At 62.3% G+C, this 12,907-nt stretch carries 15 protein-coding genes; 6 read left to right on the top strand and 9 right to left on the bottom strand.

The features are described 5' to 3' along the window. Positions 1 to 55 precede the first annotated feature (55 nt). The 4 genes from NKI70_RS01605 to NKI70_RS01590 form a co-directional block, all read right to left on the bottom strand. Positions 56 to 886 (bottom strand): alpha/beta fold hydrolase, encoded by an 831-nt coding sequence (locus NKI70_RS01605; protein ID WP_352697866.1) that lies wholly within the window; start codon positions 884 to 886, stop codon positions 56 to 58. Further along, positions 883 to 1,140: a YjiS-like domain-containing protein gene (locus NKI70_RS01600; protein ID WP_352682708.1), complete on the bottom strand. Its 258-nt coding sequence runs from the start codon at positions 1,138 to 1,140 to the stop codon at positions 883 to 885. Before NKI70_RS01600 ends, NKI70_RS01605 begins: the two co-directional genes overlap by 4 nt. Positions 1,141 to 1,264: 124 nt before the next feature. Continuing rightward, positions 1,265 to 2,551: an NAD(P)-binding domain-containing protein gene (locus NKI70_RS01595; RefSeq protein WP_352724033.1), complete on the bottom strand. Its 1,287-nt coding sequence runs from the start codon at positions 2,549 to 2,551 to the stop codon at positions 1,265 to 1,267. A gap of 44 nt (positions 2,552 to 2,595) precedes the next feature. Then, the gene (locus NKI70_RS01590; protein ID WP_352590188.1) at positions 2,596 to 3,180 is read right to left on the bottom strand and encodes an OsmC family protein; all 585 of its coding nucleotides are present in this window, start codon (positions 3,178 to 3,180) and stop codon (positions 2,596 to 2,598) included. A gap of 481 nt (positions 3,181 to 3,661) precedes the next feature. On the opposite strand from NKI70_RS01590, the gene NKI70_RS01585 reads away from it, so the two are divergent. Next, positions 3,662 to 3,841 (top strand): hypothetical protein, encoded by a 180-nt coding sequence (locus tag NKI70_RS01585; RefSeq protein ID WP_352590191.1) that lies wholly within the window; start codon positions 3,662 to 3,664, stop codon positions 3,839 to 3,841. A 26-nt stretch (positions 3,842 to 3,867) separates the two neighbouring features. Here the strand turns inward: NKI70_RS01585 and NKI70_RS01580 are convergent, their stop codons facing one another. Continuing rightward, on the bottom strand, positions 3,868 to 5,226 hold the full coding sequence (locus NKI70_RS01580) for a trimethylamine monooxygenase (protein WP_352452529.1): 1,359 nt from the start codon (positions 5,224 to 5,226) through the stop codon (positions 3,868 to 3,870). A gap of 259 nt (positions 5,227 to 5,485) precedes the next feature. Here NKI70_RS01580 and NKI70_RS01575 point away from each other — a divergent pair, with 259 nt between their 5' ends. Beyond that, positions 5,486 to 6,205 (top strand): helix-turn-helix domain-containing protein, encoded by a 720-nt coding sequence (locus tag NKI70_RS01575; RefSeq protein WP_352452528.1) that lies wholly within the window; start codon positions 5,486 to 5,488, stop codon positions 6,203 to 6,205. Between the two features lie 365 nt (positions 6,206 to 6,570). Here NKI70_RS01575 and NKI70_RS01570 read toward each other — a convergent pair whose 3' ends face one another. Genes NKI70_RS01570 through NKI70_RS01555 form a run of 4 tightly spaced genes read right to left on the bottom strand, consistent with a single transcriptional unit; the run spans position 6,571 to position 10,327 of the window. Next, on the bottom strand, positions 6,571 to 7,611 hold the full coding sequence (locus NKI70_RS01570; protein WP_352697870.1) for a heme-dependent oxidative N-demethylase family protein: 1,041 nt from the start codon (positions 7,609 to 7,611) through the stop codon (positions 6,571 to 6,573). 9 nt (positions 7,612 to 7,620) lie between these two features. Further along, positions 7,621 to 8,586 (bottom strand): PDR/VanB family oxidoreductase, encoded by a 966-nt coding sequence (locus tag NKI70_RS01565; RefSeq protein ID WP_352697872.1) that lies wholly within the window; start codon positions 8,584 to 8,586, stop codon positions 7,621 to 7,623. Continuing rightward, positions 8,583 to 9,179, bottom strand: a complete 597-nt coding sequence (locus NKI70_RS01560; RefSeq protein ID WP_023673995.1) for a dimethylamine monooxygenase subunit DmmA family protein — start codon at positions 9,177 to 9,179, stop codon at positions 8,583 to 8,585. The genes NKI70_RS01565 and NKI70_RS01560 overlap by 4 nt, the downstream gene beginning before the upstream one ends. Positions 9,180 to 9,193: 14 nt before the next feature. Beyond that, positions 9,194 to 10,327, bottom strand: a complete 1,134-nt coding sequence (locus tag NKI70_RS01555; protein WP_352697874.1) for an aminomethyl transferase family protein — start codon at positions 10,325 to 10,327, stop codon at positions 9,194 to 9,196. Between the two features lie 285 nt (positions 10,328 to 10,612). Between NKI70_RS01555 and NKI70_RS01550 the strand changes: the two genes are divergently transcribed. The 4 genes from NKI70_RS01550 to NKI70_RS01535 are packed head-to-tail and all read left to right on the top strand — an operon-like array spanning position 10,613 to position 12,883. After that, positions 10,613 to 10,900, top strand: a complete 288-nt coding sequence (locus NKI70_RS01550) for a hypothetical protein (protein WP_023673993.1) — start codon at positions 10,613 to 10,615, stop codon at positions 10,898 to 10,900. 11 nt (positions 10,901 to 10,911) lie between these two features. Further along, complete coding sequence (locus tag NKI70_RS01545; RefSeq protein WP_352452523.1) at positions 10,912 to 11,289, top strand: hypothetical protein; 378 nt, start codon at positions 10,912 to 10,914, stop codon at positions 11,287 to 11,289. 16 nt (positions 11,290 to 11,305) lie between these two features. Beyond that, positions 11,306 to 11,467, top strand: coding sequence for a hypothetical protein (locus NKI70_RS01540; RefSeq protein WP_023673991.1), 162 nt, complete (start codon positions 11,306 to 11,308; stop codon positions 11,465 to 11,467). 15 nt (positions 11,468 to 11,482) lie between these two features. Beyond that, positions 11,483 to 12,883, top strand: coding sequence for an APC family permease (locus NKI70_RS01535; RefSeq protein ID WP_292653875.1), 1,401 nt, complete (start codon positions 11,483 to 11,485; stop codon positions 12,881 to 12,883). The last annotated feature ends 24 nt before the right edge of the window (positions 12,884 to 12,907 follow it).

Genomic DNA, 12,907 nt, shown 5'->3' with positions numbered 1-12,907 from the left:
CATCCAGGGATCTGCTTCGAAGGTTTGCGCTGCCTGTAGGGCAAGCAAGCCGCGGTCACGCAGCTCGCGACCCCGCGGTGTCATGGAACGATATCTGCCGGACCAAACGATCCGCCACCACGTCTGCGTGGGTCAGCGGTCCCATATGTCCGGCGCCAGGAACAATCGCCCCGATTGCGGCCGGAACGCGGGAAACGAGTTCGCGGGCGATGAGCCGCGTCGGAACTGGTGCAAATTCGCCGCGCAATACCAAGACCGGAAAGCCAAATCGGGCATATTCGCTTGCCGGCGTCGATTCATGGATCAATGCGTGGAAGTCCAGGCTGGCCTTCGGCAGAAACCGCACGAGTGCAGCCTGAAGTTCCGGCTTCATCGCCGCGAAGATGCCGGCCCCACCCCAGTAGTCGATGAAATGAGCTGTCGCGGTCAGGTAACTGCCGTTGATCAGGCCGTCGTGGACGGTGCCTGCGATCGCCAAGACTTCGCCGAGCGCCTCGTGGCCCTCACAGTCCAGCTCGCGCAGCAGGTGAAAGGCAGACGGCTCATAAAGGGAGAGGCTGGCCAGCCGGTCTGGACGCATCGCTGCTATATGCAGGGCCAATCCACCACCATAGGAATGGCCAACAAGATGAACAGGCCTGTCATGGTGGTCGATCATCTCCAGGATCCCGGCGGCTTCGTCGGCCAGACGGAAAGCGCCGGTACCAGTCCAGGTGCCGCCGCCCGGCGCCCCGATCAGATCGGGTGCGATGAGCCGGTAGCTGTCATCGAGCCGCTCCGCCAGGCTGCGCCATTGCCGTCCGCTGCCGCCTGAGCAGTGCAGGGCGATCACAAGCGGTGCCTGGCACGCCCTATGCGAGACGTGGGACGTCGATGCGGCAATCATCGAGCCCCGCCCTCCTCCCCCCTCAAAAAACGCGTGCGGCGGCTGGGATCACGCCCGGCAAACGAAGTGATCCAGTTGATCTCGAAGCGGGTGATGCCGATGTCGCGCAAGATGTAGTCCGGCAACTCATAAAGCTGTCTACGGTCCCGTTGGATACGAATGAAACGCCAGACTGCGGCCAACATTGTTCCGCCAGCCCAGCGCAAACCTCGCGTTCTGGTGAGGCACAGGGATGGGTTCACCATTGCACTCATTTTGATTTTCTCCATGGTTGCGGGCGCTGACTACGGCGCCAGTGGAGCCCTTGTCGTTGTCCGCCGTGAGCTTCATCGTTGAAGGCAACGTCGATTTTTGCCGCGCTAGCGTTGTATTCGGCGGTCAGGCCGCTGCTCGGCGGGAGACGTCGAGAAACATTGCCAGGTGAGCCGCCAGCGCCTCCGCATCGCGGCCGACGCCGTCGAGGAAGCTGGAGCTTCGATGGCGCATGAAATTGAGGCCGAGCACGTAGAGTCCCGGATACGCGCAGACGCCGCCATCGTTCAGTATTTCGCCCCGGGCGTCGAACACATCCAGCTTCAGCCATGGGTATTCCCGGCGATAGCCGGTAGCCCATATGATCGTCTGGATACCCTGGTCCATGAGGTCGATTTCGGTCGCCTCGGCGCTCAGAATCAGGCTCGGAATGGAACCGGGATCGATCGAGTAGAGGCCATCGCCGGCGGCCGCGCGGTCGATATTGGCCAGCACGCGCCTCAGCCTGCGTTCCGCCGCCATGGTCGTTTCGGCGAGATCGCCGTTGAACCGAATGCGTGTATCGCAGGCGGCAGCCGCTCGACCGACAAGACGAATGCCTTGCTCCCGAAGACCGGCAAGGTCGAGCGTCCTGCGCTCGGGTGTGCCTATCAGCTGCAGGGAGGGCTGCCGCCGTGCCGCGGTGAGATCCGGAACTTCAGCGACAGGCTTGGCAAGCATTCCCAGCCGGTCGAGCCACCACAGGATGTCGTGCCCGCGGTAAAGCCTCGGCAGGCGTGTATGACTGCCGACCGACAGGGTCACCGGGCGCCCGGAGCGATTGATCTCCTCCGCAAGTTGTATGCCGGTCGCCGAGGCCCCGGCCACGAGAACGCCACCCTGGGGCAGTTGCTGAGGATTGCGATAGTCCCGCGGCACGACCTGCCTGATCCGGGAGGAGATCTGCTTTGCTAGTGGCGGAATGCGTGGCCTGTCGCTGTATCCGGTCGCGACCACGACCGCACGTACGCTCCATTGGCCGCGATCGGTCAGCAGCCGGAAACCTCCATCGACCCTTTCGGCCGAAAGCACCTCAACGCCGTTTGCTACGGGTGCGGTGATCGAGCACGCATAATCCTCTAGGAACCCCACGGTCTCGGCCATTGTCATGAAGCCGTCGGGCTTGGCCCCGCGATAACCGCCGCCGGGCAGGCGCGTCATCCAGTTGGGCGTCAGCAGGCGCAGCGAATCCCACCGTTCGCTGCGCCAGCGCTCGGCGATGCGGCCGCGCTCCAGCACGACGTGGTAGACCCCGCGCTCGGACAGGCACCGGCTCATGGCGAGACCCGCCTGTCCGGCGCCGATAATGGCCACGTCTGTATGCTGCATGGAATCCGCGCCTTGTAAGCAGGGGCAACAGATCGCCGGCGCCATCCTTTTCAGGACGAGGCCGGCGATATTGCTCTTGCGGACCGAAGTCAGCCTTTCACGGCAACCGAGACCGGCACGCCGTTGGTCAGTACGTCGAACACCGCGGAACGGGCGCGCGACTGCATCACGATTTCCTCGAGCTTCTCAGCCGGAGCATCGCCCTTGATCTTGAAGGAGATACGGATGCCCTGGTAGCCGTTGCGGACTTCGTTAGAGATGCCGAGGATGCCGCGAAGGTCGATGTCGCCTTCGACGGTCGATTCCACCTCATGCAGCGTCACGCCGCGCGCGGCCGCGATATTCGCGATGCCCGCGGTGAGGCAGGAAGCAAGCGCGTGGAGGAGGTATTCGACCGGCGTCGGGCCGTTATCTGTGCCGCACAGGACCGCCGGATGATCGCTGTCGGCCTGGTATGCCGTCACATGCGGCTGCTCGGCGCCGGCGCCGAAGAAGTTGGCCATCGTGCTGCGGCTGTGCGTGCCGGTGATCCAGCGGCTCTTGGCCCGGAACTGGAACTTGGCAAGCTCCGGCTGGCCCGCGACGGCATTGATGGTGGCCAGAAGGGTGGGCGTATTGACGCCGTTCCTCGGCTCTCGCGACGCCTTCTTAACGGAAGCCTTTTCCATGACCATTGTATCGTCCTGCATGTCATTCACTCCTGGGTTCGGATATTGCGCGACCGGGATCGCCCCGGACGGCTAAACCTCGGCCGGCAGCGTTTGACGTGCAGTGGGAACAACAGTGGGAAAACGAGAGGTTTTTTTGCGTCAACCAGTCGTGAACAGCGCCAGATCCGCAATCAGCGAAACGGCGGGCCTTCAAACGCTTTGCTTCCTCGCGCGGTGCGATCTCCCGTAAGCGCCGAGAACGCTTCGCAACCGAAACCACAGGAGATCAGACCATGTCTCGTTCATTTGGAAAGGATACCCGCCCGTCCTCAACCGACTGGGCTGTCATAGCTCGCGGGCCAAGCAAGGCCGAGGTGCTCGCCCATATCGCGAAGATTCACACATAGGCGAGCACCCTAAATCGGCCTGGCCGCGAGAAAACCACATGAGGCTTGTTGCGGCGGGAGTGCCGATCGGCCCCCCGTCGACAACACTTGTCGGGATAATGTTTTCGGTCGACGTCCAGCTGGCCGCACACGGCATCGCGGTCCATGCCGGGGCGAAGTTTTCGACCGGAAAGACCAGCGCCGTGCGCGTCGCGACGAGCATCCTGAGCGAGGAGCACCTCGAGCACGTCGCAAATTCCCTGGCGCTGGCAGCCGACCCGGCGCGGGAAATTGTCTGACGCAAGTCAATCGCCGTTCGGACTGCCTACTCCGCCGCGACGCCCTTCACTTCGAGATAGCTCTCCATTGAATCGTCCATCGCCTGCAGCCAGGGCGTGTGGTGCAACGGCGCCATCGTGCCGGTCATCAGCGAGCGATAGGCATGGTCGCGGAAGCCCATAATGTCTTGCGCCTTATGGTGCTCCCATTCCATGAAGGTCTGATTGACGGCCTCGACATCGAAGCCGGGATAGTCGCTCTGCTCCATCAGCTCCCTGGTGTAGTCGCCCTGGAACCAGATCATCTGCTCGGCGTCTTCAAGTGTTTCTTCACGTGCCCGCCATTTCCGGCCGTGCTCGGCCATCGCTTCGGCCGAGGGCAGCTTGATGCGGCCCATGATGACGTCGCGGGCGAACCAGGCCTGCGCGTCGAACATGTTGAAGGTATAGAACTGGTCCTGCATGCCGATATAGGACAGCTTCGGGTTTTTCTCCCAGACGACGCCCTCGTAGAGCCCGTCCGGCCACATACGGTTGGCGGTCTTCAGCTTCAAATCCTCGGTGAGGAACGGGAAGGAGTGGAGATAGCCGGTGCACAGGATGATAGCGTCGACGTCTTTGGTGCTGCCGTCCTTGAAATGCGCGGTCTTGCCGACGACCTTCTGCAGCAGCGGCACTTCCTTCCAGTTCTCCGGCCATTTGAAGCCCATCGGCTTCGAGCGATAGCTGGAGGTGATGGATCTGGCGCCGTATTTGTAGCATTGCGAGCCGATGTCCTCGGCTGAATAGGAGCGGCCGATTATCAAAATGTCCTTGCCCTTGAATTCCATGGCGTCGCGGAAATCGTGGCTGTGCAGGATACGGCCGTTGAAGGTCGAAAAGCCCTCGAAATAGGGAACGTTGGGCACGGAGAAATGGCCCGAGGCGACGACGACATTGTCGAACTCTTCCGAGTAGGTGACGTCGCTGGTGCGGTCATGCGCGGTGACCGTGAATTTTTTTGTCGTTTCGGAAAAGGTGACCATGCGCACCGGGCTGTTGAAGCGCACCCATTGGCGCACGCCGGATTTTTCGACGCGGCCCTTGATGTAGTCCCACAGCACGGCGCGCGGCGGATAGGAGCCGATCGGCCGGCCGAAATGCTCCTCGAAGGTGTAGTCGGCGAATTCGAGACATTCCTTCGGGCCGTTCGACCAGAGATAGCGGTACATCGAGCCGTGCACCGGGTCGCCGTGCTCGTCGAGGCCGGTGCGCCAGGTGTAGTTCCACAGGCCGCCCCAGTCGGACTGCTTTTCGAAGCAGACGATTTCGGGAATATCGGCGCCCTTGTCGGCGGCCGACTTGAAGGCCCTGAGCTGGGCCATGCCGGACGGCCCGGCTCCGATGACGGCAACACGATCTTTCATTGCGGGCCTCCCGATCTCATTTCCCTAACGAAACAAATTTCACTGACAGGACAGTAATTGCCCCTTCGATGCTGTCAACAGGGCTTGTCGCGAAACCGCGTTTCGCCCAGCTGGATTTCCAAGCGACGCAGTAGCTCGGGCGAAATCCGGACATTGCGCAATTCGACACGGGTGGCTTGCCGTGGCAGTTGCGCTTCTGTATCGGCACCGAATATGTTCACCGTGAGTGAAATGAATCGGCAAGGTCCGGGGTGGCAACATGGCGAAAAAAGCATCCAGTCTAAAGCCCGCTGCGGCCGTCGTCGCCGCCAAAGCCAAGCCGTCGGTCGCTGCAATCGATCCGCGCAAGATACGCGCGCCGCTCACCCAGAACCCGCACGCCATTCGCGACACCCGCGAAAAGGTCCTGGAGGTCGCCATCGGCCGCGAGGTGCGGGCCTTCCGCAAGAAGCTCGGCATTACGGTGGCCGATCTGGCTGCCGCCACCGACATTTCGCTTGGCATGCTGTCGAAGATCGAGAACGGCATCACCTCGCCATCGCTGACCACGTTGCAGGCGCTGTCACGGGCGCTCGGCGTTCCCGTCACCGCCTTCTTCCGCCGCTTCGAGGAAGAGCGCAGTGCCGTCTTCGTCAAGGCCGGCGAAGGCCTCGACGTCGAACGCCGCGGCACGCGCGCCGGCCACCAGTACAATCTGCTCGGCCATATCGGCTCCAACACCAGCGGCGTCGTCGTGGAACCCTATCTGATCACGCTGACCGAGGATTCCGACGTGTTCCCGACCTTCCAGCACGAAGGCATGGAATTCCTCTATATGCTCGAGGGCGAGGTGGTTTACCGGCACGGCAGCAATCTCTACCCGATGAAGCCCGGTGACAGCCTGTTCTTCGACGCCGATGCGCCGCACGGACCGGAAGTGCTGAGCGTCCTGCCGATGCGCTATCTGTCGATCATCTGCTACCCGCAGAGCGCGGGGTGAGAGTTCGATCTCGCCCCTTGTGGACCTCGTGGGGGAGATCGGCAGCTTCGCCGACGGCGCCTCTTTTGCAGCGTTGGTGATTAGCGAAAGCTGAGGTGACATCCAATCTCCCCCCTTGAGGGGGAGATGTCCGGCAGGACAGAGGGGGGCGAACCGCGATGACATTCGCGATATCGATAATGTCTGCCAGCGATCGTGATTGTGGCTGGGCTGGCTGGCGCGTCGTGATCTTCGCCGAAGCGGTGGAGTGGGCATTGTGGGAAGGCCGGCGCTCTACGGCGCCCCCCTCTGCCCTGCCGGGCATCTCCCCCTCTTGGGGGGAGATTGGCAGCTTGACGGGCAGCGCGAACCTCGCAAACAGAACCTCAATCCGGCCCAAAACCCACCGACGTCGCACTGCCGTCATCCAACTTCGACAGCCACTCGACCAATGTCGCACGGTAACGCGTCAGGCCCTTGTAGGCGGCGAGTTCGTCGGGAAGGTCGCGGATGACGCGGTGCAGGCGCCGTGCCCATTTCGGCTGCGTCACCAGCTCGTCCATCTTGATCAGGTAGCAGCGGATCGGGAAGACGATCGCATTCGAGCGCGGCAGCCGCCAGAAGCTCTGCAGCTCGACGCGCAGATGAACCTTGTCGCCGACATTTTCCGGCGTCACCGTGGCGCGGTCCGGACCCCATTTGTGGTAATTTTCCGGGCTGGTATCGAGGCGCGGATTGATGGTCATCGTCCAGTTCAGCCGGCGCGCCGGCTTGCCCTGCTGGATGTTGGTGAGGAATTTCAGCGCCCGGACGAAGATGCCCTTCTCATGCGCCAGCGGCACCGGCGCGTGCCATTCGAAGAAGTTCATGCCGATGTCGAAATCGAGCGACCAGTCGGCCTGGGTGGTGACCATGCCGGCATCCATCCACAGATTGCCGTCGCGCTGGTCGAGGATGCAGAAATCGCCCTGGCTCTGGCGGGTGATGTATTCCATCGGCCCATAGGGCAGCGTCGAGACGTCGCCGAAGGTGAAGCTGTCGTCGATGCCGAGCGGCCGGTTGATCCAGCGCCAGCGGTCGCCGTCGCGCGTCAGCGTGAAATGCTCGGGATAGCCTGAAGCCTGCTGCTCCATCAAAAGCTCGAGCAGATCCCAGCCGGCCAGCGTCATGTGCGGCAGCGACTGGCAGCGCAGCGGGTCCTCGGCCAGCACCAAAGCGCGGTCCTGCATCTCGGCGACATAGTGCTCGTCGACGTCGATCAAATTCTCCAGCACGCTGCCCTTCGGCCCGACGACATGCGGCTCGATGTTGACGGCATACATGTAGCTGTCTTCATGGAACGGGAACGGGAACCGCCTGATGTGCTCGGGGCTGTTCCTGAAGGTGAAGTCGTCGCGGAACGTTTCCTTGCGAAAGGTGATGCCCAAGCTCGCCTCCTATCTTTCCAGCACCAGCGACCTGCCCTCGAAGCGCGAGACGCAGGGCATGATCTTGCAGCCCGAACGGTGGTCTTCCTCGCTCAGCCAGTGGTCGTTGTGGATGAATTTGCCGTCATGCGAAATGACGTTGGTCTCGCACTGGCCGCAGACGCCGCCGCGGCAGAGATAGGGCGGATCGACCCCGGCCGCCTCGATCGCCTCGAGCAGGCTCTGCTGCTCGTCGACACGGATGGTCTTGCCGCTGAGCGCCAGCGTCACGTCGAAGGGCGCGCCGGGCTGCGGCGCCGCGAAATGCTCGAAATGCACGGTCTCGTGAGGCCAGCCGAGCGCCGCGGCACGCTCGCGCACCCAGCCGATCATGCCGGACGGGCCGCAGACATAGAGATGCGTGCCGAGCGGCTGCGACGACAGCAGCCGGTCGAGATCGACGCGCTCGTCGCGGTCGTCGTGATAGAGCCTGACCCGGCGATCGTAGCGCTCTCTCAGCAGGTCGGCATAGGTGCCGAGCGAGGCGGTGCGGCAGGTGTAATGCAATTCGAAATTGCCGCCTTCCGCCGCCAGCTGCGCGGTCTGCGCCATGAACGGGGTGATGCCGATGCCGCCGGCCAGCATCAGATGCTTCCTGGCGCGCAGATCGAGCGAGAACAGGTTGACGGGATAGCTGACCACCATCTCCGTGCCCGGCCTGACCTGCCTGTGCATGAAAAGCGAGCCGCCGCGGCCGGCGTCGTCGCGGCGCACCGAGATGGTGTATTCGCGGGTGTCGAGCGGCGAGCCCATCAGCGAATAGGGATTGAGCCTGGTGCGTTCGCCATCACGCATCTCGACGACGACATGGGCGCCGCCGGAAAAGGTCGGCAAAAGCTCGCCGTCGCGCCGACGGAAATGAAAGCGCGTCACCAGCTCGTTGATCGGAACGACATCGCTGACGACGACATCGAGCTTGGTGGTGCCGGTGCTCATCGAAAGACCTCCTCGATCGGAGGAATTTCGCTGCGGTCCTCGGCGTTGATGCAGACGCCCTGGAAGGCGGCGAGCCGCCGCGAATAATGATCGCGCACCAGAAGCAGCAGGCCGCAATGCGAACAGGTCGCCGGCTGCGTCGTCACGTTCTCGGTGATGCCCTTGCAGTGGACGCATTGCATGCGGCGCGCCAGCGAGCCGCGATGCTCGGTCTGGATCGAGGTGTGGTCGATGCCGGCTTCGAGCGCCGCCTGCATGGCCTGTCCGATCAGCCCTTCGGTGCCGGCAAGGTAGAGCCTGAGGCCCATATGCGCGTTGGCCAGCGTCTGCTTCAGCCGCGGCAGGGCGCTGGCGAAGGAATGGCCGAGGTAGAACTGCGCCGGCTTCAGGGCTTCGAGCGCATCGGCGTATTTGCCGTCGCGGCCGGGAATGAAGATGATGTGGGCGCCGCCGAAGAAATCCGCCGGTGCCTTGGCGGCCAGATCGGCAATCGCCAGCGCTCCTTCTGCATCCGCTATGAAAAGATGATGCTTGCCAGGCTGCGGAGACAGGGTCCCATAGACCGGGCGGCTGATGATGCTTTTCGCTGCCATACCCGCAGTATGCCTCAGCCTTTCGCCGTGCGCTTGGTCTTCTTCGGATCATCGAAAGGAAGCGGCTCGGCGATTGCGCTGATGGCGCCGCTCTTGTTGCGGATCTCGAGCCTGGTGCCCTGCACCGCGCAGTCGACCTCGAGCCGGGCGATGCCCATCGATTTTTTGACCAGCGGCGAATACATTGCGCAGGTCACCACGCCGACCTTTTTGCCGTCGCGATAGACCGGTGCGCCCTCGTCGGCCGGCTCTCTGCCTTCGAGCAGCACGCCGAAGATCTTGAAGCGCTCCTTGCCCTTGAGGCGGTAGTGTTCCTCGGCGCCGCGAAAGCCCGTCTTGCCGGGGCTGACGGTGAAGTCGAGACCAAGCTCCCACAGTGTGTCGCCCGGGCCTTCGTTCTCAAACGGGTATTTCTGCGAATTGTCGTAGGGGTAAAACAGCAGATAGCTCTCGACGCGCAGCATGTCGAGCGTGGTGAAGCGGCACGGGATGATGCCGGCGCTCTTGCCCTCGTCGAGGATCCTGTCCCAGATCGTTCCGGCGTCCTGGCCACGGCAGAAGATCTCGTAGCCGCGCTCGCCGGTGTAGCCGGTGCGCGAGATCATCACCGGAAAGCCGAACAACTGCGTCTGCATGTGGTGGAAATAGTTGAGGTCGCGAATGCCGGGCACATGCTTTGCCAGATAATCCACGGCTAGCGGCCCCTGCAGCGAAAGGTCGTGCAGATTGTCATCGAAGCGCAGCGACACGTCACGACCGACCGAAGCGCGTTGCAGCTCTTCATGGCCGGTGCCCGAGCCATGCACGACCATCCAGGAATTCGGGCCGGTGCGGTAGAGGATGCAGTCGTCGGTGAACTTGCCGGCCTCGTTGAGCATGCAGGCATAGGCCGACTTGCCGGGATAGATCTTTTCGACGTCGCGCGTCGTCGCCAGATCGATCAGGTGCGAGGCGTGCGGCCCGGTGATGTGGACCTTCTTCAAGCCGGACACGTCCATCAGGCCGGCCTTGGTGCGGATGGCGGTATACTCTTCGTCGGCGTCCTTGTCGTAGGTCCAGGCGGTACCCATGCCGCTCCAGTCCTCGAGCTTCGAGCCGAGCGCGCGATGGCGGTCCGCAAGCGTCGAAAATCTCCAGGATGCCGTCATCCGCTGTCCTCCGTTCGAAAGAAACTTTTTTGCTTTCCCCTGCTCCCTGCACACAGGCGGGAGCGTTGCCTTGAATATTGACCGCAAACGCCGGGAGCCTGCAATACCCGTAAGCAAATAATTTCATTGTCAGGCAAATCCGGCGAGCCCAAACAAACGGTTAACGTCGCGTAAAATCGTCTTGACAATTCCAGAATTCGGCCGGATTTTATGAAAAAAATTTCACTCTCTTGAAAGAGGGCAATGACCGGCCAATCCGGACCGGCGTTGAAAAGGGGAAAGCCGATGTCCGACCTGCAACAGCGCGTGGAAGCGTTGTACCGTTCCGACGTGCGTGGATCCATGCTCCTGATCGTCTGCCTGTGGGCGACGATCCTCTTTGTCCTGTTCATGACATGGCCATACGTCCCCGACGCCGGCATCAAGCTCGTCGTCGCGGTCGCCGCCGCCGCCGTGCTGATCTTCAACACGGCGGCGATCCTGGCGATGGTCAACCACTACAAGGAAGACAAGGACTTCATCTACGGCCTCGACATCAAGAATGCCGACGCCTACCGCAACCGCAAGTCCTGAGGGGGAGACGCATGGCCCGCTATACACCGCCCGAACAGAGCAAGGCCGGACAGGTTTTCGATATCGCCGTCGTCGTGGTCGCGATTTTCGTCGCGCTGTGGCTGCCGCTGAAACTAGGGCTGGCAGGGGCGGCAAAATCCATCGACGCGCTCGACGCCAAGACGTGGGAAGCGCTCGGACAAAACCCGACCATGGCCTCGATCTGGGAAAAGCTCGGCTACACGCCGGAAACCGCGCACGACGTCATCCAGAACCGGTTCCACTACATCATCGACTGGCCGACGCTGATCATCATGGCGGCGGTGCTGATCGGCTATTTCATCTTTCTGTTCCGCGCATCGGACCGCGAATACCGCGACGTCATCGACGAAAAGTTCGGCGACAAATAGATAGGGAAGCATCGTCATGTGGGTGGCACTCTCTTACGCATGCTGGGGCATCTCGATCGTGCTCGCGCTGTGGATGCTCTACGACTGGTTCAAGATCGACACGACCTATTCCGAAGAGATGCTGACCTCGTCCAGGGAAGGCGAACTTGAAGCCGTGTCCGAAAAACACCGGATCTGAGTGGGGGATTGAACGATGACGATCACGGCTGAACCAGCGGTGCAAGTGCAAGGCGACAGGGTTTCACTGCTCAGGGTGCTCGGCCCCGCCCATGTCTGGGCGCTCGGTGTCGGCATCGTTCTGGTCGGCGAATTCACCGGCTGGAATTTCGCGGCGGACAAGGGCGGCGCGCTGGCGGCGCTGATCGTCTGCTGGATCGTCGGGCTGCTCTACACGTCGGTCGCGATGATCGATTCCGAAGTTACCTCGACGGTTGCCGCCGCCGGCGGCCAATATGCCCAGGCCAAGCACATTGTCGGGCCGCTGATGGCCTTCAACGTCGCGCTGTTCCTGGTCTTTGCCTATACCATGCTCGAAGTGTCGGACGCGATCCTGCTCGGCGACACCATCGTCGCCAAGGCCGGCGTCGAGGGCCTCAACCACAATTCCTTCATCGCCGCGACAATCGTCGTGCTGGCATGGCTGAACTATCGCGGCGTGCTGATGACGCTCAACGTCAATTTCGTCATCACCGCGATAGCCTATGTCTCGATCGTCATCCTGTTCTTCTCGGTCAGCCCGTGGACGCAAGGCGCCGTGCTCAAGCTGAACGAGTTGGTGACCCCGGGCAACGCCCTGCCCTATGGCTGGATCGGCGTCATCGCCGCCTTCCAGTTCGGCATCTGGTACTATCTCGGCATCGAGGGCACCACGCAGGCCGCCGAGGAAGTGCGCTCGCCGGCGCGCTCGCTGCCCTACGGCACGATGGCCGGCATGATCACGCTTCTGATCGCCGCCGCCATGACCTGGTATGTCTGCGCCTCGCTGATGCCCTGGGAATATCTCGGCATCACCTATTATCCGCTGTGGGACGCGGGCAAACTGACCGGCAGTGCGCTGCTGGAAAACCTGTTGTTCATCGCGACGCTGCTTGCCGCGCTCGCCTCCGCCAATGGCTGCATCAACGACGCCGCGCGCGCCTGGTTTTCGCTCGGCCGCGACCGCTATCTGCCGACCTGGTTCTCGGCGGTGCATCCGAAATACCGCACGCCCTATCGCTCGATCCTGTTTCTGCTGCCGATCGCGCTCGCCTTCGCCTTCATCGCCGACCTCAACCAGGCGATCACCTTCTCGATCCTGTCGGGCGTGCTGCAATATACCTTCATGAGCATCAACATCATCATGTTCAGGAAAAAGTGGCCGCTCGGCTCGATCCGCCGCGGCTACACCCATCCGTTCCATCCGCTGCCGGCGATCGTCTTGTTCTGCCTTTGCGTCGTCACCTTCTTTGCGATCTTCCTCGGCTTCGGCTCGCAGCTGATCGCCATGGTCGCCTTCTACTTCCTGATCTCGCTGTGGTTCCACTTCTACCGCTACAAATTCGTGCGCCGTGGTGCCCAGTTCACCATGCCGTGGCCGAAGCCGCAGGGCTACTGACGGCGCGCCCGGTCTGGGCGGGCA

The sequence above is a fragment of the Mesorhizobium sp. M0500 genome (assembly GCF_040321165.1).
Classification (GTDB): Bacteria; Pseudomonadota; Alphaproteobacteria; order Rhizobiales; family Rhizobiaceae; genus Mesorhizobium.
The sequence above is the reverse complement of the archived record's forward strand: the minus strand, read 5'-3'. Positions and strand labels throughout refer to the sequence as shown.